Consider the following 23164-nt stretch of genomic DNA (forward strand, 5'->3'; position numbering starts at 1 on the left):
GTGAATTCCATGGTGAGCCCCTATTCCTTCGACTCGGCGATGGACGCCTCGACGTCGGTGCCGCCGCCGCCGGCGACATCCGAGGCGAACTCGCGCAGGTGGTCGACGAAGCCGTACTCGAGGGCCTCCTGGGCGGTGAACCAGTTGTCGCGGTCGCCGTCCTTAAGGATCTGCTCAACCGACTTGCCGGTCTGCTCGGCCGTCAGCTCGGCCATGCGCTTCTTCATGTCGAGGATGACCTTGGCCTGCGTCTGGATGTCAGCTGCCGTGCCGCCGAATCCACCGGAGGGCTGGTGCAGAAGGACGCGGGCGTTGGGCGTGATGTAGCGCTTGCCCTTCGTGCCAGAGGAGAGCAGGAACTGCCCCATCGATGCGGCGAGGCCGATGCCCACCGTGACGATGTCGTTTGGCACGAACTTCATGGTGTCGTAGATCGCCATGCCGGCCGTGATCGAGCCACCGGGCGAGTTGATGTAGAGGTAGATGTCGCGCTTCGGGTCCTCTGCCGCGAGGAGGAGGATCTTTGCGCAGATCTCGTTCGCGTTGTCGTCGCGCACCTCTGACCCGAGCCAGACGATGCGGTCCTTGAGGAGTTGGTCGAAAACACTGCTGACCAGTGCCGGTTGGGCCATTGGCTACGCTCCATTCCAGTTATCGCGTATGTCGAATCTACCGTTAGGCAACCCACCTCCCGGGCCGCGTTCGCTGTCGGCAGATCGCGCGTCAGAATGTCGCGTCGAGGGCGGAGCGCAGGTCATCGATGAGGTCGTCGGCGTCCTCCAGGCCGATCGAGAGCCTCAGGTGCCCGTAGCGGCGGAACTCCTCCGGATAGTGGGCGACGCGAGGGCCCGAGGTGCCGACGTGCACGATGAGCGATTCGTCGTGCCCGAGCGACACCGCGGACGTGATCACGCGGAGCTGCGATACGAAACGGTTCTGCGTGTCGGCGTCGCCATCGACCGCGAAGGCCATGACACCCCCGAAGCCGTGCGGCAGCACGCGCCGGGCGAGCTGGTGCTGCGGGTGCGAGCTGAGGCCCGGGTAGTACGTGTACGCCACGCGCGGGTCGGCGTCGAGGAACTCCGCGACGCGAAGAGCGGATGCGACGTGCTGCCGGATGCGCAGGGGCAGCGTCACCGAACCCCGCGTGATGAGCCACGCGTTGAAGGGGCTGATGACTCCTCCGACATCGACCATGGCATCCGCCTTGATGCGGCCAATGAGCTCGGCGGCGCCCGCGACGGAACCGCCCATGGCGTCGCCGTGCCCGTTGATGTACTTCGTGAGCGAGTGCACGACGAGGTCGGCACCGTCATCCAGCGGCACTGAGAGCGGTGGCGGCGTGAAGGTCGAGTCGACACTGAGGAGGGCGCCGGCGTCATGTGCGATGTCGGCGAGGGCCGCGACATCCGCCAGCCGTGTCGTGGGGTTAGCGATCGTCTCCGTATGGATCAGCTTCGTGTTGGGCCGGACGGCCGCGCGAACCGCCTCGAGGTCGGAGGTGTCGACGAAGCTCGCCTCGATGCCGTACTTCTCGGGGAGCAGCTCGTCGAAGAGCCGAAAGCTCGCCTCGTAGGTCTGGTCGGCGATGATCGCGTGGTCACCCGTGCGCAGGAATGTGAAGAACACCGCGTGGAGGGCGGCGACCCCGCTCGCGAGCACCACCGAATCCTCCCCGTGGTCGAGGAGCGCAAGCTTCTGCTGGAGCAGCTTCTGGTTCGCGGCACCGTTGCGGGTGTAGATGGTCGCCTCGGCGGACGACCAGCTGATCGAGCTGGGATCCTCGGGCAGCGCATAGGAGTTCGCCATGACGATCGGGGTGCGCACCGCACCCGTGCCCGCGTCGACCGCATTGCCCGCGTGCACCGCCCGGCTGAGGTCTCGGAGGGTCGATGGCTCGTGTTTATCAGGGCGTCGCGTCATCCCAACAAACTACGTGGCGAAACGCAGCCTCGCTCGGAATATGACACGGGCCCGCGCGATCACTCGCGCGGGCCCTCGGCTCAAACTATTCGCGATCAGGCGTGGCTGTGCCCGTAGTGCTCGTGACCCGGCTCGCGGCCGTGGCTGTCGGTGCCACCCTCAGGCATCGCAGGGAACTCGACGTCGTCGCCCGCGTCATCGATTCCAGCGGTGAAGGCCGAGAGGTCGACCTCCGCACCGTTGCTGTCGACGACCTTCGCCTTGGCCAGGACCTTTGCGAGCGCCTTGCCGCGCGCGACCTCACCGATCATGCCGGGGATCTGACCGTTCTGGTCGAGGATCTGGATGAACTCGCCGGGCTCCATGTTGTACTGGGCGGCACCCTGGATGAGGTACTGGGTCAGCTCGTTCTGGCCGACCTTGACCTCTTCGGCCTCGACGACCGCGTCGAGCAGGATCTGGGTGCGGAACGTCTTCTCGCTCGACTCCTTGACCTCTGCGCGGTGCTCGTCGTCCTCCAGGCGGTTCTCGTTCTCGAGGTGACGGTGCACCTCGTCTTCGACGAGCTTCTCGGGGACGGGGATCTCGACCTGCTCGAGGAGCTTGTCGACGATCTGGTCGCGAGCCTGCGTGCCCTGGCCCATGGCCTTGCGCTTGCCGAGCTGCTCGCGCAGGTCTGCCTTGAGCTCGTCGATCGTGTCGAACTGGCTCGCGATCTGCGCGAAGTCATCGTCGGCTGCGGGCAGCTCGCGCTCCTTGACGGCGTTCAGCGTCACGGTGATGAGCGCGTTCTGGCCGGCGTTGTCTCCGCCGAGCAGGGGTGCCTCGAAGGTCGTGGTCTCGCCAGCGGTCAGCGTGTCGAGGGCCTCGTCGATGCCCTCGATGAGTTCGCCGGAGCCGACCTCGTACGAGATGCCCTTGGCGGTGTCCACCTCGTTGCCATCGATCGTGGCCACGAGGTCGATCTGGGCGAAGTCACCCGTCTTCGCGGGGCGCTCGACCGTCACGAGCGTGCCGAAGCGAGCGAGCAGGCCATTCAGCTCCTCCTCGACCTCCTCATCGCTGACCTCGACGGCGTCAACCGTGAGCTCGAGCCCTTCAAGGCTCGGCAGCGTGAACTCGGGGCGCACGTCGACCTCGACGGTGACCTCGAGGTCGCCGGAGAAGTCCTTCAGCTCGGGAAGCGCCGTGACATCCGCCTCGGGACGACCGAGGGGACGCAGCGAGTGCTCCTCCGCAGCGGTGCGGTAGAAACCGTCGAGACCCTCGTTGACCGCCTGGTTGAGCACCTCGGCACGGCCGACACGCTGGTCGATGATCGCCGGGGGAACCTTGCCCTTGCGGAAGCCCGGGATGCTGATCTGCTCCGCGATGGCCTTGTACGCCTTGTCGATGCTGGGCTTGAGGTCTTCGGGGCTGATCGAGATGACGAGCTTCGCGCGCGTCGGGTTCAGCTTCTCCAGCGTGGTCTTCACGTTGCTGCTTTCTCCTGGGTGTTCGTTGTCGACGAGTGAAACGTGGGAAATATGTCGGGGCGACAGGATTTGAACCTGCGACCTCTCGGTCCCAAACCGAGCGCTCTACCAACCTGAGCTACGCCCCGGGATTATGCCGGCATCCCATAAAAGGGCCTCGGCAAGTCTAGCCGACGGTGTCCCGGCCGACGCACAGGGGCACAAATGCGCCGACGCGGATGTATTAGTATTGCTGGGCGCACCCGGATTCCGGGGGCCGCGGGGATGTAGCTCAATGGTAGAGCCTCAGTCTTCCAAACTGATTACGCGGGTTCGATTCCCGTCATCCCCTCCAATAGCGCGGTGGCTCGCCTATGCGTCGGCTCCCTTCGAGGTGGCTCGCCACCCTGGCCCGTCGCGTTCGACGAGTCCGAGACGCTCGAAGCCCTCGAACCAGCCCTCCATGGGCCATTCTCCCCAGCGCTCCGCGTAGATCGCCCCGTTGCGAAGGATGTCGTCGAGGTGGCGCACGGGAGGGGATTCCACGGCGTGGTGCTGGTGATAGGCGCGCGCTGAGCCGAGCCACGCGATCTCGACGCCCCGCTCAGCGGCCACCCTCGCGAAGTCGGTGTCCTCTCCCCCGTAGCCCACGTAGTCGGCGTGGAAGCCGCCGATCCGACGCCACGTGTCTCGCGTCACCGCGAACGAGAGCGACCAGAACAGCCGGTGGTCGCCGCCCCGCTCGACCGTGCCCGGCGCAGGAGCGGGGCGTGCCGGATGCGGGGGCGCCATGGCATCCAGCTCATCGAGGCGGTATCCACCGGGTGGAGGGGGAGGAAGATATGCGACCGGCCCGCACAGGAGGTCGTTGCGGGTCTCGCCATTGAGCGCAGCCAGAAGGTACGCGGGCACGAGCTCAGGGCCGGGAATGCAATCCACGTCGAGGAACACGAGAACGTCGGCCCCGCGGGCGATTGCGACCTCGGCGCCCAGGTTGCGTGCGGCCGCGAGCGGAAGCCCGAGCCGGTCGCGGGCAATGGGCACGACATGCGGTGCCGGGGCGCGAACAGGACGCCAGCGCAGAAGATCGGGATCGTCCATCGCGACCACGATGTGGTCATCAGGAAGGCGATGGCTCGCGGCGATGCCGAGGTGCTGCATCCGGAGGTGGTCATGGCGCCCATGGGCGATCGTCACGACGGCGAGTCGCGTCACGTTCCCAGTCCCGCAACGGAGCGGATGACCTCGGCCGCGCCTGACGCCCCCGAGCCGTCGGTCCATTCGCTCCAGAGCGCGCCGTCGAGGCCCTGCGTGGTCGCGAGGAGTTCGTTCCAGCCCGTGCTCGGGAACTCCCGGATGACGGTCGCGGGCCATTCATCCCGAGCCAGCACGCGTGCGGTGGCCGCCTGCTCGTCATGGGGCCGCCGCTGCGGCAGGATCACGGCGGGCCGGCGGGCCGCTGCGACATCCGCCACCGAGTTCTGGCCAGCGTGGGTGACAACGACGGTCGCGCGGCAGATGAGTTCCCACGGGTCATCGACCCACGCTCCCCCGTCGCCGCCCACGATCTGCCACTGCCAATCCGGAGTCTCGCGCTGGGCTGCCTCAAGTGCGGACACATCGACGGAATCGCCGCCGCGACCGAGGAGCACGAGCACGCGCCTCTCATCCGGCTCTCCGGCGATCGGCCGGCCAGCGAACCTGGAGATTCCACCGACGGGCCTCACCTTCGCCTCTGTTGAGTCTTCGGAGCTGAAGATGCCCCTCGCGCTCGCCGGCCAGGCTCCGATCAGGGCGGATGACGCAGCGTAACCGAGCGCGTGCGGCACGTCGCTGCGCTCCCCCGGCATCGCAACAGTCACGACCGGCACGCCGTGCAGGCGGCAGAGCAGCGCCACCTCGACCGAGACATCGACGACGACCGCCCGCGGATGCGTCCGGTCGATCCAATGGGAGACGGCGGCCATGCGGGCCGCGAGTCCGGCGTCGTGCAGCGGCACCCAGTGCAGCACGCCACCGGCGGTCGTTTCGACCGGGTTGCCGCCTTCATCGTCCCGCGCGAGTTGCACCCACTCGCCCTGCCACTCGGCGGGACGCTCCAGCGACGACAGCCCCGTGACGGGCTCATCCAGTTCGGCCGAGATCGCGAGGGCGCGGTGCAGGTGTCCACGACCCTGGTGGTGGATGTAGTAGCCGATCATGCCGCAGCGAGACGGGCGGAGTTACGGTAGATCTCCTCGTACTCATCGACCATGCGCGTCATCGAGCAGAAGTCCTCAGCACGTCGGCGCGCGTCCGCCCTGCTGAGTCGAGTGGCCGCGACCATCGCGTGCGCGAGCGAGTCGACGTCGCCCGGCCTCGCGAGGCATCCGCTCGACTCGTCGACGATCTCGGAGATCGCGCCACGCTCGAATGCGGCGACGGGGGTCCCGCAGGCGAGCGCCTCTGCCACGACGAGACCGTAGGGCTCGTCCCACTCCGGCGTCGCAACCGCAAGCGACGCTGCCCCGATGGCGGAGGCGAGTGCATCGTGCCGCAGATGACCCAGGTACCGGATGCGCCCGCCGAGCAGCGGCTCGACCTCGACCGCGAAATAGTCCGGGTCGGACAGCGGCCCGACGATATCGAGAGCGAGCCCGGCCTTCTTCGCCGCCACTGCTGCCAGGTGCGGCGCTTTCTCGGGCACCATCCGGCCGAACCAGATGGCGGAGTCCCCGCCCGGTCCAGGGGTCCATCGGGTGAGATCGACACCGTTGTGCACGACAGTCGCGTCCGCCACGTGAGACCACTGCCGCGCGGTGTGAGCACTCACCGCAGTGAAAGAGGCGTCACCCTGCGCGAACGCGGCAGCCGACTCCAGCCACGGGGTGGGCGGCGTGTGGAGCGTCGTGACGATCGGGCATCCGGCGAACTCTGCAAGCGCGACCGGGAGGTGATGCAGGCTGTTGTTGTGCACGACATCGAAGGGGCCGAACTCTCCCCTGCCGAGCCTGAGCATGAGTCCGAGGTAGGCGTGATGCTCCCTCATCCAGGCATCCGGCATGGCGTTCGCATCCCGACGCGCCACCTCGCTCGGCGTGAACGGCTCGACATCGAGGAGGCGCACGTTGAGGGAGTCGTCGGACCCGGGCGCGGCAAACATGCAAACCTCGTGGCCGCGAGCGATGAGCTCGCGCGCCAACAGGTGTGTGTGGGCCTCAAGCCCGCCCGCGAAGGGCTCCGCGACGGGATAGCGGCTCGACGCGACGAGGCACACCCGCAGGGTTGCGCTCATGAGAGGAGCTCCGAGTAGATGCGCGCGTGCTCCCGCGCCAGCATGTTCCTCTGCTCACGTCTCGAGTCGAGCGACGCGCTGAAGTCGGGGCGCTCCGCGTATGCGAGACGGATCGCCTCCGCCAGCGCCTCGCCATCGAATCCCGAGCGGTCATGCCCATAGCTGAGCACTGGCCCCTGGTCTGCGTAGTAGCCACACGTCGGCGCCACCACCGTGGTGCCCAGATCGCGGCACGCCTCAAGCCAGCCGGAGTGCGTGCCGTGTCGGTACGGCAGCACACTCACATCGAGTGACGCGAGGTAGTGCCACAGCTCGTCGTCTGAGAAGTAGTCGTGGATGCGAAGGTCGACCCGCCCAGCGTCCGCCTCCGCGCGGAGAAATTCTGCGAGCTCCCTCGAGTATCTCGCTCCGTCAGCCTCCAGCACGTCACGGTGGCCGTCGACCTGCAGCACGGCGTCGTCGAGTCGAGCAACCGTGGCGGAGAGCGTCCTTATGACTGGAAGCGGGTCCATCCCCGCCCGCAGGCTCTTGACGTGCACGCCCACCCTGAAGTCCCCATCGCTGACAGGCTTCTCCAGGCGCAAGCGCGCCGCCGTGCCCAGGTCGACGACATGCGGATGCGGCAGCACGTGGGCCGTGCGCCCCCATCTGGTCGCGATCTCCTTGGCCGCGCCCTCTGTGAGAGTGATGAGGGCATCCGCTGCCGGGATGAGCGCGTCGAGCTGCGCGTCATGCTCCGTGGTGGTGTCGTGATGCGGATTGCGAAGGTCATGCACGGTATAGACGAGCGGGATGCCCCTGCGGCGCAGTTCGGCGACGAGTTCGCGGAGGGCGGCGGGCGAGCGCGAGTCGAAGCCGAAGTGCACGTGGAAGATGTCAACCCCCTCGGCGTCCCGCACCCAGGCGGGATCGAGCATGACGGGAGGCCACCACGTCGAGATAGTCGATCGCTGGGGGTCAGAGGGATCGGGATCGGGCAGCCTCGTCACATTCGGCACCCCGGCATCCTGGCTCCCCTCCGGGGCGATGTGCCGAACATAGACGTGGTTCGCCGGAACTGAAGCCACCCGGATTTCGCGCTCCGACCGCTCCGGGGTCGAGACTGCGGTGGCGTCGAGCATCGGCTGCATTCCGGCATCCCTTTCCGGCAGCCCAGCGGCGTGCCGGTCACAGGCGACCACAGCTTGCTCAAAGGTGGCTGCGAGCGGATTTCACGAAATCGTGGCCCCCGTCCGCGGGGCAAAATGTACCCCTCCGCATATTGCAATGTCCCCCCTACTGGGGGCTAGCATCGAGCTACCCCACCCGAGCTCGGCAAGGCCCCGAACCTGCCCGAGCAATGCCCTCAGGAGCCACCCGATGTCTTCTACCGCAACATTCGACAGCGCCGTCACCTCGACCGCCCCCGCTGGCTGGTACCACGACCCGCTCGGCCTCCCCCAGGTCCGCTGGTGGAACGGCCTCATGTGGACCAATGAGGTGCAGCCTCCCCGCCCGGAGATCCAGGTCTCGTCGACCTACCGCACCCCGCTCGTGGGGCGCCCCTAGCTGCACCTCTCCACCGCACGGGTTCCACGACGTTCTCCACATTCGTGTGCGGGATCGCTGCCGTGACCTTTCCCCGCCGCTAGGGTCAGACCAGTTGACGCGGAAGGCATCAGGTGGAAGCAACAGAACAGAACCACGGCGCGCTCAGGCAGGACTTGTCGGCAGCTCGCGCTTTCCTGCGGGATACGACGAGGTGCCCTTCCTGCTTCGCCTCCCTTCGATCCGCCACCTGCCACCGCTGCGGCCTTGACCTCTCCCACGAGCGAGCGGCAGAGCTCGCCGAGCTCTCGTTCCGGGCCGCCGCCCTGCTCGACGAGCGTGCCTCCCTCATCGCAACGATGCGCGCGACGCCGAGGCACGACGTCGAACCCGCGCCGCCTCCCCTGACTGCGGCGCCGGCGACGCTCGTCCCGGCCCAGGCGGATGTCCCGTTGGCGCCGGCCCCGAGAATTGGCCCCTCCGGTGACCGCGAACCGGACCGAGACCCGCGGGCCGGCGACCCGGACGCCCGTGGTCCGCGCCGCTCAGGCGTGCAGGTGGCCCTGCTCGTGACGGGGATCTCGCTCCTGTCGGTCTTCGCCATCTTCTTCATGGTGTACGCCTTCATCAACTACGGCTTGGTCTGGCGCTCGATCATCATTGCGAGCGTGACGGTGGCTGCCTTCGCAACCGCTGGCATCCTGCGACGCCGATCACTCCGTGCAAGCAGCGAAGCCGTCGCCGTCTTCGCCCTCGTCCTCACCTATCTGGACGCCTTCGCCATCCGGGCCAACGACCTCTTCGGTGTCGCCTCAGTCGACGGGGCTCGATACTGGGGAATCGTGCTCCTCGCGAGCGGTGTCGCGTTCATCGCCTGGTATCGCCTTTCGCGCCTCCGCGCAGCGAGCCTCGTCGGGTACCTCGCGATTCCCATCGGCACCGCCGTGCTCGCCTCGAGCCTCGTTGCCTCCTTCGAAACCGGCGCGGCCATCTTCGCGGTTGCGATCGTGACCTCGCTCTCCGGCGTCGTGCAGCATACGGCCTGGCTTCCTGCGGCAAGCGGTCGTCGCCCAGCGCAGCCCGAACGGCTCCTCGTCACACTCGTGAGCGCTCCCGCGCTGCTGGCCGCTATCGTCAGTTCCTTCCTGGTCGCACCGGAGCTCACCGTGGGCGCGAGCCTCGCGCTTGTGGGCAGCGCTCTGGTGGCCACGCTGCACGTCTTCCTCCATCTGCGCTCCGCCAGCCCGTATGACCGGGTGGGAGCGGCACTGTCCGGCGCTGCCGCGGGAGGCGCGATCGCACTCGCGGGTGCGGCCTATGGCCTCCGCGTCTTCACGACGAGCGATCTCCCCCTCGTCTCCGTCGCGGTCCCCACGCTCGCCGCGGCCCTGCTCGTGACACTGCTCCTGCGGCCGGAGAACTCCACCTACCGTCTTCCGCTCCGTCTGGCCGTCTCAGCTGCCGCGGTCGTCGCGCTCCTGGCGACAGCGCCGGCCGTGACCATCGCCCTCGCAAATGCGGCCGCAACCATCGCCGAATCGCTCCTTGGCGGGCGCGGCGATGCTTCCGAGATGCATGCGTGGACCCTCGCCGAACTCGATGCCGCGGCGGGGACACTCGCGCTCGTGATCGCAGCTGTAGCGGCGGCGGCAATCGTCCGCTCCTTGGCTCGCGTAGCGCCCGCGCTCGGCTTGGCCGCGAGCGTCGCTGCCCTCCTGCTTCCTCCCGTGCTCCCCAGTCTCTGGCTCACGATCGCGGGCTGGATCCTGCTCGGGGCAGCAGGACTCCTGCTTCGGCCGCGCAGGCCTCGCCTAGGTTCAAGCCTCACCACCGTCGCGATCGGCGGCCTTGGGCTCGCGTGGCTCGCGGGATGGGGCTCCGACTCGACGTGGCCGGTCACGACCGTCGTGACGCTCGCCGCGATCATCCTGACGCTCCGCACGGCGCAGGTCGCGCTGACGAGGGGGTCACTCGCTACTGCAGGGACGGGTGTCGTAGTGCTTGCGGCAGCCGCAGCGGCCGAACAGTTTGCAGACGGCACGGGGACGGACGCCGTGGGCGCCCTCGCCGGCGCGGCGATGCTGTTGCTCCTCACGGCCGCGTTCCGCGCGCCCTCCAGGTCCGTTGAGGCCCGGGGCGTGTTCTGGGCGGCCCTGGCATCCGCCCTCGTCGCCGCAGCGGCTGTGGCAACGCGGTGGAGTTCCGACATGCCGTTGCCCGTGCTCACGGTGACCTCTTCCGTGCTCATCGCCGCCGCTGCGTGCGCGTGGCTGGCGCTGAGGAAGGACTACCGAGCGGTCCCGGAGCAGTATGCGGCCGCCCTCACGGTCGCGCCCGCCCTCGCTTTCGGCCTGTCCGCGGCAGCCACCGTCTGGTTGCCCTCCGGGTCGATGCCGAGCTTCGCCCCCGCCCTCGTCGCCGCGGTCGTGACGGCCGGTGCACTCCTGCTCCACACGTCGAGAGACGCCGGCCGCCGAGTGAACAGGCAAGCCCTCGAAGTCGGTGCTGCACTCTCCTTCGTCCCGTCATTGCTCGCCACTCTGTCAGGGCGAATCGGCGACGGATGGATCGTGCTCGCGCTTGCCGCCATCGCCATCGCCCTGGCGGCGACGAGTGACGACGGTCTCGTGGGGTCTCTGTCACGACGTCGCCATCTCGGCTGGCTGGCGCTCGCGTTCGCGACGGCCGCCTTGTGGTGGGCACTCGACGGCGGCGACGTCACGCACCCCGAACCCTACGTCTTGCCGCCGGCGCTCGCCCTTGTCGTCGTCGCCCTGCTCATCCGGCGTCGCGAAGCGCGCTCCACCGACGGCGACGCGGCGCGGGTATCGCCCTGGGTGCTGCTCTTCGCCCTCGCGCTCGCCATCCTCCCGCTCGTGTTCAGCAGCGCGGCTCCCACCGCGGCCGAGACGCTCCGCGCCGTGCTGACGCTCGCCGTCTCCGCAGCATTGCTCCTCGGCGCATGCGTCCTGATATCGCGAAGGGGCGCCGTCGGTGCCACGGCTCGGCTTGCTGGGGCGGCGGCGGTTGTCGGCCTCATCGGGACCGTCATCGTGACCGTCATCCGTTCAGATACGGCGTTGACTGAAGGAGCCCTGCTGGAGCCGTGGCTGCTTCCCGGCGTCGCCGCCCTCGCTGTGGCCGGCACCAAGCTTGCGCGGGTACGAAGCGGCATGGCCAACAGACCAGCTCGAATCGCGAGCACGACAGGCCACTGGGTATTCCGCGGTGCGATCGCGCTCCTGGCCGGCGCGGAAGTCGCAGCTGCGAATGAATCGGATGCCGGGTACGCCGCGCTGCGCATCCTGATCCTCGTGTTCGCGCTCTCTGCCCTCCACGTCATTGCCCTGGCATGGACGGCTCCCCCACTCGGCACCGTCACCTCGTGGACGAGCCTCACGCTTGCGGTGCTCGTCGCGGTGATTGGAAGCTGGACGGTCGACCACGTCGAGTTGCTCAGCGTCCCGATAGCGCTCGCGCTCATCGCGGGCGGGGCGATCACGCTTCGCCGGGTGCCGGAATCACGCAGTTGGCCGCAGCTCGGACCGGGAATCGCGCTCCTGCTGCTTCCCACGCTCTTCGCCACCTTCTTCGAGCCCGAGGTGTGGCGACTCGTCGCGCTCGGTATCGCCGCAGTGGTGACGATCGTCGCCGGAGTTGCGTTCCGCCTGCAGGCGCCCTTCGTCATCGGCACCGTCGTCGTCCTGGCGCACGCGCTGCGCACCTTCTCGCCGCAGATCCGTGCGGTCTACGAGGCGGCCGACTGGTACGTCTGGGCGGGAATCGGAGGCGCGATCCTTCTCGCCCTCGCGATCCGTTACGAGCAGAGAGTGCGCGACGTCGCGCGCATCGCCACGCGGATCGGCTCCCTGCGCTGAGGAAGGCTGGCAGCGGCTAGAGGTCGAGGAAGGTCCAGCGACCGTCGAGCATGGTTGCCGCGACATCCATCGTGCGAAGCGAGACCGCCTCCACCTGAAGCGGGTTCTCGTCCGTCACAGCGAGATCTGCCGGTTCACCACTGCTCACGGATGAGCGCACGGAAGACGCGAGTGCCTCACTGCTCGAGATCGCCTGCTCGGGATGCCACGGGAGCCGACCATCCCGCGAGCGGCTGACGGCGGCGGACATCGTCACCCACGGGTCAAGGGGCGCAACCGGTGCATCGGAACCGAGCAGCAGCGTCGCGCCCGCATCGAGGAGCGAGCGCAGCATGAAGGCGCGCTCCGTGCGACCATGCCAGTGCCGCTCGGCGATGTCGCGGTCATCCATTGCGTGCTCGGGCTGCACACTCGCCTCGATACCCAGGCGCCCAAACCTCGCGATGTCGGCCTGGGCGAGCAACTGCGCGTGCTCGACGCGTCCCCCACGCACCCCGAGCTGCTCGAAGACGTCGAGCACGTGGGAATTGGCGTGGTCGCCGATCGCGTGCACTGTCGCGAGGATGCCCGCATCCGCCGAACGACCTAGCAGTGGCAGCAACTCCTCCGGTGGCACCGTCAACAGCCCGTGCGGATGCTGGTCCGCGGGCACTCCCGGATAGGGATCGAAGCAGTAGGCCGTGCGAGTGCCGAGTGAGCCGTCGGTGAGGATCTTGTGCCGCCCGACCGTCAGCAGGTCGCCGACGCGCTGCCCCGTGCGAAGCCCCATGCCGATGGCGCGGTCGATGTCCTGGGTGTAGATCCCGAACTCCACGCGGAGCGCGTCCACCCCGGCGCCTTGCCGGCGCAACCAGGCGTCCATGGTCCAGCTCATCTCGAGGTCGACGACCCCGACGACGCCGCGGGCCGCGGCCGCGGCCGCGGCTTCCGAAACCCAGGCGTCGAGCACCGCGTCGGGAACCTCGTTCACGCGTCGTTCGATCTCGAAGGCCGGGTCCTCCCTCAGCAGGCCGCTCGGGTGCCCCGCGAGACCGTATCGTTCGAGCGCGGGGCTGTTCAGCCAGACTGCGTGGAGGTCGAAGCTCACGAGCACGATGGGGATGTTCGGGCTCGCTGCATCCAGGTCTTCGAGATTCGGCGCATCCGGCCACACGCCGTCGCGGAAGCCATTGGCCACGAAGGTGAGCGGGCGTCCATCGTGGTCGAGGGCGGGTGGCGAACTCCTGAGTGCCTCGGCGACGAGCCCGGCGGCTTCGCGCGCCGACATCGCGGACGAGACGTCGAGGCGGTGCGTGGCGAGGGCCCACTGGTTCATATGGATGTGGTTGTCCCACAGGCCCGGCGCCACCCAGCGCCCGTCGAGATCCGTGACCTCGGCACCGGCATCGGCATCGGGCGCGGGCTCGCCCGCAGGGAACACCGCTTCAATGCGTCCATCGTTGATCGTTATGTCGACCGCGTCGCCGTGATCGGAGCCCACCACGCGCGCATTCCTGAGCACGCGCGCGGAGCTCATTCGCCGCCCCCGTGCACTCTCCGCATCTCGTCCACGAGCTGCGGGTCCGCGTACTCGCCCCCACCTTCCAGCCCGTGCATGACCGACTCGACGACCTCGGCCGGCTTGTTCTGGCTCAGCTTCGCACGCGCCTCAAAGCGTTCGACGACGAGGCGGAACCCGACCGTGCCCGACATGATGCTGCGCCCGTACTCCTCGTTGTCTTCGAGCAGTTTCGGATGCGGCATCGCGTCTTCGAAGCGATGCACGAGGTCGGTGAGCACCTGCCAGTTCTCCTCGTCGCTGAGGATTTGGGGCGTCCCATAGAGGTGCGCGGTCACGTGGTTCCAGGTCGGGACGGCGGGTCCGTCGCCATACCAGCCGGGCGAGACGTAGCCGTGCGGCCCCTGGATGATGACCATGACCTCGTGCTGGCCAAGCTCGAGCGAGCGATCGTCGGGACGGCCGACATGGCTCACGATGCTGATCTCGTCGCACCCCTCTTCGAGCACGACGGGATAGTGGGATGCAACGAGCCCCTTGGCGGTATGGGAAACGATCGTCGCCCACGGATTGTGCCGGATCAGTCGCTTGACCTCATCGGGGTCGGTGACGATGAAGTCGGGTGTGTGCCGCATGGGGAAATCATGGCAGACGCGCTACTTCTGACAGCGCGGACACCAGTAGAGCTTGCGCCCAGCGGCCATCTCCATCGCGATGTTGGTGCCGCACACCCGGCATGGCTCGCCAGCGCGGTGATAGACCCAGTGGCGGTCATCTCGGCTCGCGAGCGCAGCGCGATAGGCCTCGCCCTCGAGGCCGTCCATCGTCATCATCTGGCCGGTCTCGACGCCCACGCCGAGCAGGTACACCCAGTCGCGCCAGAGTTCGCGTACGAGCTCCTCCGGCACCTGCTTGCCAGGCGTGTGTGGGTCGAGTCGCGCGCGGTACAGCAGTTCCGCCCGGTAGACGTTGCCGATGCCGCTCACGACCTTCTGATCCATGAGCAGGAGGCCGATCGGCGTCGTGGTGCGGCGAACGGCGGCGACGAAGCGCTCCTCGCCCTCGCCGGGGTCACCCACGAGCGGGTCTGGGCCGAGCTTCGCCATCGACGCGGCGACCTCGTCCGGCGTCTGCACCTCGCACGCGGTCGGGCCCCGCAGGTCGGCGACAGCAACGTCCGTGAGGAGGCGCACCCGCACCTGTCCAACGGGTTCCGGGGGAAACACCGCGATGTCGTCACCGAGCTTCTCGTTCTCGGCCATGCGGAGGCGCGTGCGGCGCGGGGCGCCGATGCTGCGCAGGCTCGCCTCGTTCTCACCGCGTGCGCCCGCGGCATCCGGAACCTCGCCTTCGACGTCGTCGATGATCGTGCCGCGCATGTTGGTCTGGCCCATACGGCCGTCGGCGGATGCTGTAGTCGCATCAGCGGTGATGTCGCCCGCGAAGTCCCAGGCGCCATAGAGGCCGAGGTGCACGCGCATCCAAAGCCCGTGGTCGAACTCGAGGAACATCTGCTTGCCGACCGCGACCGCGTCGACCATGCGGTGCCCGTCGAGCTGGGCCGCCCCAGACGCGAAGCGCCCCTGCGGGGACGACACAGCGACCACGTGGCCGACAAAGTGCAGGGAGAACTGCCGCGCGATGCGGTGGACGGAGTGACCCTCGGGCATGGGAGGAGCCGGGCCTCAGACGATCTCGTGGCCCGCGATGTGGCCTGTCGTCTCGTACTCACCGAGCTGCGCGATGCGACGGGCGTGCCGCTCCTCGCCGGGGAACGGTGTCGCGATGAAGGTGTCGATGAACGTGACGGCATCCTCGACGGGGTGCTGGCGCGCGCCGATCGAAATCACGTTGGCGTTGTTGTGCTCGCGGGCGAGTTCGGCCGTCGCAGTGCTCCACACGAGTGCGGCACGGATGCCCGTGACCTTGTTGGCCGCGATCTGCTCACCGTTTCCCGAGCCACCGAAGACGACGCCGAGCGCCTCGACACCCGCCTCCTGGTCGCGCGCGACCGCCCGGGCCGCGTTGATGCAGAACGAGGGGTAGTCGTCAAGGGGGTCGTAGTCGCTCGGACCGTGGTCGATGACCTCGTGCCCCTGCTCGGCGAGGTGCTGCTGCAGGTGGCGGCTGAAATCGAGGCCGGCATGATCGGTGGCGATGTGGATGCGCATCCGTCCAGTTTAGGAGCGGTGCGCACCCCCAGAGGTCAGTCGAACTGGGGGCCCCGAGTGCGTGAGCGCTTGAGTTCGAAGAAGCCGTCGTAGGCGGCGACGGCCACGACGCCATCCCACAGCTTCGCGGCTTCCTCGCCCTTGGGGGCGGGCGAGATGACGGGGCCGAAGAAGGCGGTGCCCTCGACCGCGATGACAGGCGTGCCGACATCCTGGCCCACGCGACCGATGCCCTCGGCGTGACTCGCCCGCAGCTGCGGCTCATATTCCTCGGTGTCGGCGTAGGCGATGAGGCCGGCGTCGAGGCCCACTTCGGCAAGCGCCTCCCGCATGACGGTGTCGGCGTCGGTCGACCCGCCCGGGTGGATGCGCGTTCCCAGCGCATCGTAGAGCGGCTTGACCGCCTGCTCTCCCTCCATTTCGGTGACGGCCGCGACGAGGCGGGCGTAGCGCAGTGCGCGAGGGAGGAACTCGCGGTAATGGTCCGACAGGTCGTCACGGTCCTCGTTGAGCACGGCGAGGCTCATGATGTGCCAGTGCACATCGAGGTCCCGGAGCGCTGCAACCTCATCGATCCAGCGGCTCGTCATCCAGGCCCACGGGCAGGAGGGGTCGAACCAGAAGTCGACTCGGGTGGGCGTGGCGGCGGTCATGTCAGTCATAGCTCCACGGTAGCCGTGCTTGCGCGCTTGGCTCTGGTAATCGCCGAACAAGGAGCGCACACTGAAGGGACACAAGCGTCTCAACGTGGAGGTGTCTGATGACTATCGGAGGACAGCGCGACCGGTTCTCGTGGGAGGCCCCGGGCGGCATGCCCGTGTTGTCGAGGGGACGCCACCGGCGTCCTCGGCAGGGCGCCTGCTTCATGGAATTCGCCTCCTATCTCGCGGGTGAGGCGTGGAGTGACCATCCGCAGTGCACGCATCCATTCCTCGCATTCCTCGCCCGCGGGGTCAACGACTTCACGAGCGATGAGGGCCGCCAGCGCCTCGCGACCCATATCCCGAGCGTGGTCGGCCTGACGGGTGACTCACCGATCATCGAGCCCCTCGTGGCCCTCCGCGCCGCGGTCACCCCTATCGGGGTCGCCGCCGAGTCCGCCCAGCGCAGTCTCGCCGCGGGTGTGCTCGCGTGTGAGTCGGCCCTCGACGAACTCGCGTGCCCGACGCCGGACACCGCAGCGGAGCTCCTCGCGGAGGCACATTCGAGCGCACCGCTCGCCATGGCCTGGGCGAAAGACTTCGCTGCGAGCATTCCGCCGTCGCGGCGCCCTGTCTCGTTCTCGCGTCGGGGTCGGGCCATCGTGAGCACCGCGGTGCTTGCAGCCGCCGATGCCCTCGTCGACGACTCTGACGCACTGCTCCACGCGATACTCGTGGGTGCGATCGCGGACACGCGGGGCCTACTGACCAAGGCGCCGCAGCCGACGGAGGCCGCGCAGGCGGTGCCGACGAGAGATGGCATGACAACGAGCATCCACTGACCGTCTCGCGATTAGGCTTGCTGACGACGGCTGCCGCACCGAACGTGCGCAGCGTCGCACGACAACCGACTCACAATGGAGGAGCATTCGCATGCCCGGAGACAATCTCACCCGCCTCGAGGCACAGGAACGCAGTGCCCTCCTCTCAGTAGAGCGCTACGACGTGGCACTCGACCTGACGACGGGTGACGAGACCTTCCGCAGCACGACGACGATCGCCTTCACGGCCGAGGCGGGAACGTCAACCTTCATCGACGCGATCACGCGCACCGTGCACTCGATCACGCTCAACGGTGAGCAGGTCAATGTGTCTGCCGCCGACGGCATGCGCATCCAGCTCGAAGCGCTCACGGAGCGGAACGAACTCACGATCGTCGCCGACATGGAGTACACCAACACAGGTGAGGGCCTGCACCGCTTCGTCGACCCCGTCGACGGCGAGGTCTACCTCTACTCGCAGTTCGAAGTGCCCGACAGCCGCCGGGTGTTCCCCGTCTTCGAGCAGCCCGACCTCAAGGCGGAGTTCTCATTCACCGTGACGGCACCCGCCCGCTGGCAGGTCGTCTCCAACTCCCCCACCCCCGAACCCGAGATCGACGGGGAGGTCGGCACCTGGCGTTTCGCGCCGACGCCCCGCATCTCCTCCTACATCACGGCGATCGTCGCGGGACCGTACGACGTCGTGCGCACCGAGCTCACGAGCCGCGACGGCCGCACGATCCCCCTCGGCGTCTTCTGCCGCAAGTCGCTCAGCGAATACCTCGATGCCGACTACATCTTCGACATCACCCGCAAGGGCTTCGAGTACTACGAGGAACAGTTCGACTACGCCTACCCCTTCGAGAAGTACGACCAGCTCTTCGTGCCCGAGTTCAACGCGGGCGCCATGGAGAACGCGGGCTGCGTCACCTTCACCGAGACCTACGTCTTCCGCAGCAAGGTGACGGATGCCATCAAGGAGCGTCGCGTCGTCACGATCCTTCACGAGCTGGCCCACATGTGGTTCGGCGACCTCGTGACCATGAAGTGGTGGAACGACCTGTGGCTCAACGAGTCCTTCGCGGAGTGGGCTTCGACCATCTCGACCGCTGAGGCGACCGAGTGGACCGAGGCGTGGACGACCTTCCAGGCGATGGAGAAGAGCTGGGCCTACCGCCAGGACCAGCTGCCCTCGACGCACCCCGTCGTCGCGACGATCAACGACCTCGAGGACGTGCAGGTCAACTTCGACGGCATCACCTACGCCAAGGGCGGCTCGGTGCTCAAGCAGCTCGTGGCCTGGGTCGGCCGCGAGGCGTTCTTCTCGGGCGTCGCGGCGTACTTCAAGAAGCACGCCTGGGGCAACACGCAACTCGTTGACCTCCTCACCGAGCTCGAGGCCACGAGCGGCCGCGACCTGTCGACGTGGTCAAAGCTGTGGCTCGAGACGGCGGGCGTCAACACGCTGCGGCCCGAGATCGAGACGGATGCCGACGGCCGCATCACCTCCTTCGCGGTCGCGCAGACCGCTCCTGAGGACTACCCGACCATCCGTCCGCACCGCCTCGCGATCGGCTTCTACGACCACGACGCCGACGGCGCACTCACCCGCTCGCACCGCATCGAGATCGACGTCGACGGGGAGCGAACGGATGTCGCGGAACTCGTCGGCATGCAGCGTCCCGCACTCGTGCTCATCAATGACGACGACCTCGCCTACGCAAAGATCCGTCTCGACGACGCCTCGCTCGAGACGGCGATCGAGAACCTCAGCCGCATCTCGGACCCGCTCGCGCGAGCGCTCGTCTGGGGCTCGGCGTGGGACTCCACGCGCGACGGCGAGACGAAGGCGAGCGACTACGTGCGCCTCGTGCTCGGCAACATCGCGAGCGAGACCGAGTCGACCACGATCCGCACGACCCTGACGCAGCTCATGACGACGGCGCGCATGTACGTCGACCCGGCGACGCGCGAGGCGACGATCGAGAAGGTCGGCACGGAACTGTGGGCGCTCGCCCAGCGGGCCGAGGCCGGCTCCGATGCCCAGTTCCAGTTCGTGAAGTTCTTCGCGGCGATTGCATCGACGCAGGACCACGCCGAAGTGCTGCGCGGCCTCCGCGATGGCGAGATCACGCTCGAGGGCCTCGAGGTCGACACCGACCTGTCGTGGGAGCTGCTCGAGGGCCTCGTGCTCAATGGCGCCGCCGGCGTGGCTGAGATCGCAGCAGCGCTCGAGAAGGACAACACGGCGAACGGCCAGCAGGCGGCGGCGCGAGCCCGCGCGACGATCCCGACGGCCGAGGCCAAGCTCGCCGCGTTCTCGTCGATCGTGGACTCCGACACGGTGCCCAACATGATCGTGCGGCACACCGGCATGGGCGTGCAGCATGTCAATGACCCCTCCTCGCTCGAGCCGCTCGTCGAACGCTACTTCTCCTCCCTCCTGACGCTGTGGGAGTCTCGCAGCTACGGCATCGCATCCGCCCTCATCGTGGGCCTCTACCCGGCACCCCTCGCCTCGCAGGAGCTGGTGGATGCCACGCGCCAGTGGCTCGACGCGAACCAGGAGATCCCGGCCCTCCGCCGCCTCGTGGTCGAGAACCTCGATGGCGTGGAGCGTGCACTGCGCGTGCAGGAGCGCGACGCCCGTTAAGCGCTTGTGCCTGCGTGATCCTCCGGGGTCACGCAGGCACCCCGCTTAGACTTGGCGGCAAATGGACGACACTCCCTCCGCCTTCGACTGGACCGCCTTCTGGGCGGACGCACTGACGTTCATCGACACCTGGCAGGTGCCGCTCAAGGTGCTGCTCATCGTCGCCGGGGCCATCGTGGTTCGGTACGTGCTGCTGCGGATCGTCGCACGCGTCGTGGACCGCGTCGTGCGCGGCGTGAAGAAGCGGCAGAACATCGAGGACACCCAGGCACTGTCCGCATCCCCGCTCGCGGCCGCTCGCGTCGTGCAGCGTACGCGGGCGCTTGGAACCGTGCTGAATAGCGCCTTGACTGCGGTCCTGGTCGTCCTCGCGCTCATCCTGCTTGTGGGGGTGCTGTTCCCCAACGCCTCCGGTGCCTTCGCGATCATCAGCGCCGCCGTGGGAGCCGGCCTCGGCTTCGGTGCCCAGAACATCGTCAAGGACGTGCTCAACGGCATCTTCATGGTCGCGGAGGACCAGCTCGGCGTCGGTGACGTCGTCGATCTCGGACCCGCAACGGGCGTCGTCGAGGTGGTCGGCATCCGGGTCACGCAGGTGCGCGACGTCAACGGAACCCTGTGGTTCGTGCGCAATGGCGAGATTCTGCGTGTGGGGAACCTCTCGCAGGGTTGGGCGCGCGCGATCATCGACCTCGCGGTGCCCTATGAGGCCGATGTCGAGCTGGTGCAGGAACGGATGCTCGCGACCGCCGTCGACATGCACCAGAACTCCAAGTGGCGCAGTCGCATCCTCGAGAAGCCGGAGATCTGGGGCATCGAGTCGATCTCCTCCGAGGCGGTCGTTGTGCGCCTCGTCGTCAAGACGAGGTCATCGAGCAAGGATGATGTCGCCCGCGAGCTTCGCGCCCGGCTGAAGGCGACGCTCGACGAGATGGGCGTGCGCCTTCCCGCGCTCAACAGTGTCGTCTTGCAGGGCTACGACGGCGCCACGAATGTCACGGGAGCGCGACCGCCGAAGACGAGCCCTCTCGCGATCACGGAGCCCGCCGCCCCCAAGCCTGCACGAACCCGCAAGGAGTCACGATGAGCCAGTCCCACCCGGCAGACGTTCCCGCCGGCCCCGAGGGCGTGCGAAGCCCCGTGACGCTCCGTTCGACCGAGAACGGCCCGGCTGCCGGCGGAAGCTTCTTCGAGCAGGTCGGCGGTCACGACACCTTCGATCGCCTCGTGCGTGCGTTCTACGACGGCGTGCAGCAGGACCCAGTGCTGTGGCCCATGTATCCGGCGCACGACCTCGAGGGGGCCGTGCAGCGCCTCACGATGTTCCTCGAGCAGTACTGGGGCGGGCCAGGCACCTACAGTGAGCAGCGCGGCCACCCGCGACTCCGGATGCGTCACGCCGCCTACAAGGTCGGCCCGAAAGCGCGCGATGCCTGGCTCGCGAACATGCGCCGAGCACTCGACACGCTCGAACTCAGCCCGCTCGACGACGCGACCCTGTGGTCGTACCTGGATCGCGCTGCGCACAGCCTGCTGAACACCTTCGAGGACTAGTCCCGCACCTCGCCCTGCTGCGCCGCCACCGACTCGGCGTAGGAGGCTGCGAGTCCCTCGGCGAGCGGGGTCGTGGGCCGCCCGATGAGGGAACTGAGGGTGTCCGTCGCATCCGCCAGCGCACCCTCACGCGTGTTCGTATCGAGGGTGACGATGAATCCGGCCGTGCCGATGTCGAGCCCCGCCTTGGTGAGGATCTTGCGGTGTTCCCTGGGTGACACACGTTTGTATGTCACCTCCCTCTCGACGATCGAGGAGATGACCCGGGCGAGCTCCTCGTAGCCCCACGCGACATCCCCCGAGAACTCGTAGACCGCGCCTTCGTGCCCCTCGCCCGCGAGCACGACGGCTGCCCCCTCCGCGTAGTCACGTCGGTCAGCACTCGCGACGCGCCCGTCGCCGAGGCTCGCGATGATCAGCCCCGTGTACTTGGCCTGCTGGGCGACCTGCACGTAGCTCTCGGTGTACCAGTTATTGCGCAGGATCGCGAAGGGAATGCCCGAACTGCGCACCAACTCCTCCGTCGCCTTGTGCTCGGGCGCGAGCGCGAGGCTCGTCGTGTCGGCGTGCGGCGCGCTCGTATAGGCGATGAACTGCACCCCTGCCCGCTTGGCTGCCTGCACGACGTTGCTGTGCTGGGCGACCCGGCGACCCACCTCGCTGCCCGAGATGAGGAGCAGGCGGTCGACGCCCTCAAGCGCCGTGTCGAGTGTCGCCGGGCGCGAATAGTCGGCGGGGCGGACAACGACCCCCTGCTCGGCGAAGTCGGCGACCTTCGAGACATCCCGGCCGATCGCGACGATGTCACTCGGGGCCGCACCCCTCTCGATGAGGCTGGCGAGGACGAGTCGGCCGAGGTGACCGGTGGCACCGGCGACGGCAAGGGTGGTCATGCGGTGAGGGGCCTTTCGACGGGGTTGTACGTACGGTGGAGCTAACGCGCGGAGCGCTCGTGTGAGCCCGCGCGACGCAGGAGCGCCTCTGCGTGACGGATGACCGGCTCGTCGATCATCGCTCCGTCGACGCTGAATGCCCCCTGGGTCCCGGCGGCCCCGTCCACGACCCGCTGTGCCCAGTCGAGCTGCTCCTGGGTGGGACGGTAGGCGGCACGAATCGTCTCAGCCTGGGCAGGGTGTATGCAGGCGGTCGCGGAAAAGCCGCTCGCCGCGGCATCCGCTGCTTCCGCCGCGAGGGAGTCGAGCTTCGTGAAGTCGACGTTGATCGCGTCGATGGCGGCCTTGCCGTTGGCCCGCGCCGCGAGGAGGATGTTCGAGCGCGCGACCCGGACCACATCGCGGTAGCGCCCGTCCGCTCCGCGACTGCTCGTGCCACCGAGGGAGACCGTGAGGTCCTCCGCACCCCAGAAGAGGCCAACGACGTGCGGCAGCGCGGCGATCTCGGGCGCGGCGAGGACTCCCCGCGCGGATTCGATGAGGGAGACGACTCGGTATGGGGCGAGGAGCGCGAGTTCCTCCGGTGTCATGACCTTGGGCACCATGACGGTGCTGTAGCCGCTCCTCGCGAGCGTGTCGAGGTCTGCCTCGAAGTGATCGCTGCGCGTGCTATTGATGCGGAGGATCGTGCGGTCGGGGTCGAGTGAGGAGGCGATGACCGCCTCGCGCGCTGCCGCTTTGTGCGCCTCACCCACCGCATCCTCGAGGTCGAGGATGACGGCATCTGCTCGCTCAGCGGCCTTGGCGAAACGCTCGGGTCGGTCGGCGGGGCAGAAGAGGATCGCCGGGCCCATCGTGAAGGGGGTGCTCATCGATT

General features: G+C 68.1%; 20 protein-coding genes and 2 tRNA genes. 7 read left to right on the forward strand and 15 right to left on the reverse strand.

The annotated features are described in order from the left end of the window. Window positions 1-20 precede the first annotated feature (20 nt). From FVA74_RS07665 to FVA74_RS07680, 4 genes are all read right to left on the reverse strand, one after another. Window positions 21-632 (reverse strand): ATP-dependent Clp protease proteolytic subunit, encoded by a 612-nt coding sequence (locus tag FVA74_RS07665; RefSeq protein ID WP_147721465.1) that lies wholly within the window; start codon window positions 630-632, stop codon window positions 21-23. 91 nt (window positions 633-723) lie between these two features. Beyond that, on the reverse strand, window positions 724-1923 hold the full coding sequence (locus FVA74_RS07670) for a PLP-dependent aspartate aminotransferase family protein (RefSeq protein WP_147721466.1): 1200 nt from the start codon (window positions 1921-1923) through the stop codon (window positions 724-726). A 95-nt stretch (window positions 1924-2018) separates the two neighbouring features. Further along, window positions 2019-3398, reverse strand: a complete 1380-nt coding sequence (tig, locus tag FVA74_RS07675; protein ID WP_147721467.1) for a trigger factor — start codon at window positions 3396-3398, stop codon at window positions 2019-2021. Window positions 3399-3452: 54 nt separating this feature from the next. Beyond that, window positions 3453-3526: transfer RNA gene (locus FVA74_RS07680), tRNA-Pro, on the reverse strand. 132 nt (window positions 3527-3658) lie between these two features. Between FVA74_RS07680 and FVA74_RS07685 the strand changes: the two genes are divergently transcribed. Further along, window positions 3659-3732, forward strand: a tRNA-Gly gene (locus FVA74_RS07685). Between the two features lie 17 nt (window positions 3733-3749). On the opposite strand, the gene FVA74_RS07690 is transcribed toward FVA74_RS07685, so the two are convergent. From FVA74_RS07690 to FVA74_RS07705, 4 genes are read right to left on the reverse strand one after another with little or no spacing between them, the layout of a single operon-like run. Then, the gene (locus FVA74_RS07690; protein WP_240792161.1) at window positions 3750-4592 is read right to left on the reverse strand and encodes a glycosyltransferase family 2 protein; all 843 of its coding nucleotides are present in this window, start codon (window positions 4590-4592) and stop codon (window positions 3750-3752) included. Then, window positions 4589-5578 (reverse strand): glycosyltransferase, encoded by a 990-nt coding sequence (locus FVA74_RS07695; RefSeq protein WP_147721469.1) that lies wholly within the window; start codon window positions 5576-5578, stop codon window positions 4589-4591. The genes FVA74_RS07690 and FVA74_RS07695 overlap by 4 nt, the downstream gene beginning before the upstream one ends. After that, window positions 5575-6651 (reverse strand): glycosyltransferase, encoded by a 1077-nt coding sequence (locus FVA74_RS07700; protein ID WP_147721470.1) that lies wholly within the window; start codon window positions 6649-6651, stop codon window positions 5575-5577. Before FVA74_RS07700 ends, FVA74_RS07695 begins: the two co-directional genes overlap by 4 nt. Then, entirely contained in the window at window positions 6648-7781 is a 1134-nt protein-coding gene (locus FVA74_RS07705) for a glycosyltransferase (protein WP_240792162.1), read from the reverse strand. The genes FVA74_RS07700 and FVA74_RS07705 overlap by 4 nt, the downstream gene beginning before the upstream one ends. 229 nt (window positions 7782-8010) lie before the next feature. Between FVA74_RS07705 and FVA74_RS07710 the strand changes: the two genes are divergently transcribed. Then, window positions 8011-8199: a DUF2510 domain-containing protein gene (locus tag FVA74_RS07710; protein WP_168220083.1), complete on the forward strand. Its 189-nt coding sequence runs from the start codon at window positions 8011-8013 to the stop codon at window positions 8197-8199. A 113-nt stretch (window positions 8200-8312) separates the two neighbouring features. Next, entirely contained in the window at window positions 8313-12056 is a 3744-nt protein-coding gene (locus tag FVA74_RS07715; protein ID WP_147721472.1) for an SCO7613 C-terminal domain-containing membrane protein, read from the forward strand. A 16-nt stretch (window positions 12057-12072) separates the two neighbouring features. Here the strand turns inward: FVA74_RS07715 and FVA74_RS07720 are convergent, their stop codons facing one another. The 5 genes from FVA74_RS07720 to FVA74_RS07740 are packed head-to-tail and all read right to left on the reverse strand — an operon-like array spanning window position 12073 to window position 16378. After that, the gene (locus tag FVA74_RS07720; RefSeq protein ID WP_147721473.1) at window positions 12073-13572 is read right to left on the reverse strand and encodes an amidohydrolase; all 1500 of its coding nucleotides are present in this window, start codon (window positions 13570-13572) and stop codon (window positions 12073-12075) included. Beyond that, window positions 13569-14189, reverse strand: coding sequence for an FMN-binding negative transcriptional regulator (locus FVA74_RS07725; RefSeq protein ID WP_147721474.1), 621 nt, complete (start codon window positions 14187-14189; stop codon window positions 13569-13571). The genes FVA74_RS07720 and FVA74_RS07725 overlap by 4 nt, the downstream gene beginning before the upstream one ends. Window positions 14190-14210: 21 nt before the next feature. Next, entirely contained in the window at window positions 14211-15224 is a 1014-nt protein-coding gene (locus tag FVA74_RS07730; RefSeq protein ID WP_147721475.1) for an Fpg/Nei family DNA glycosylase, read from the reverse strand. 15 nt (window positions 15225-15239) lie between these two features. Continuing rightward, window positions 15240-15725, reverse strand: coding sequence for a ribose-5-phosphate isomerase (locus tag FVA74_RS07735; RefSeq protein ID WP_147721476.1), 486 nt, complete (start codon window positions 15723-15725; stop codon window positions 15240-15242). 35 nt (window positions 15726-15760) lie between these two features. Then, entirely contained in the window at window positions 15761-16378 is a 618-nt protein-coding gene (locus FVA74_RS07740) for a DsbA family protein (RefSeq protein WP_370454510.1), read from the reverse strand. Between the two features lie 107 nt (window positions 16379-16485). Between FVA74_RS07740 and FVA74_RS13665 the strand changes: the two genes are divergently transcribed. The 4 genes from FVA74_RS13665 (at window position 16486) to FVA74_RS07760 (ending at window position 21394) form a co-directional block, all read left to right on the forward strand. After that, a complete protein-coding gene (locus FVA74_RS13665) occupies window positions 16486-17208 on the forward strand; it encodes a hypothetical protein (protein WP_187266491.1) in 723 nt (240 codons plus the stop codon). 91 nt (window positions 17209-17299) lie between these two features. Beyond that, entirely contained in the window at window positions 17300-19840 is a 2541-nt protein-coding gene (gene pepN, locus FVA74_RS07750) for an aminopeptidase N (protein ID WP_147721478.1), read from the forward strand. 61 nt (window positions 19841-19901) lie between these two features. Further along, on the forward strand, window positions 19902-20927 hold the full coding sequence (locus FVA74_RS07755) for a mechanosensitive ion channel family protein (RefSeq protein ID WP_147721479.1): 1026 nt from the start codon (window positions 19902-19904) through the stop codon (window positions 20925-20927). Beyond that, entirely contained in the window at window positions 20924-21394 is a 471-nt protein-coding gene (locus FVA74_RS07760; RefSeq protein ID WP_147721480.1) for a globin, read from the forward strand. The genes FVA74_RS07755 and FVA74_RS07760 overlap by 4 nt, the downstream gene beginning before the upstream one ends. On the opposite strand, the gene FVA74_RS07765 is transcribed toward FVA74_RS07760, so the two are convergent. Together FVA74_RS07765 and FVA74_RS07770 are read right to left on the reverse strand one after the other, a co-directional pair. Next, window positions 21391-22287: an SDR family oxidoreductase gene (locus FVA74_RS07765; protein ID WP_147721481.1), complete on the reverse strand. Its 897-nt coding sequence runs from the start codon at window positions 22285-22287 to the stop codon at window positions 21391-21393. The genes FVA74_RS07760 and FVA74_RS07765 overlap by 4 nt on opposite strands. Window positions 22288-22328: 41 nt before the next feature. Further along, window positions 22329-23159 (reverse strand): CoA ester lyase, encoded by an 831-nt coding sequence (locus FVA74_RS07770; protein WP_147721482.1) that lies wholly within the window; start codon window positions 23157-23159, stop codon window positions 22329-22331. Window positions 23160-23164 lie beyond the last annotated feature (5 nt).

This window comes from Salinibacterium sp. dk2585 (assembly GCF_008001035.1).
GTDB lineage: Bacteria > Actinomycetota > Actinomycetes > Actinomycetales > Microbacteriaceae > Homoserinimonas.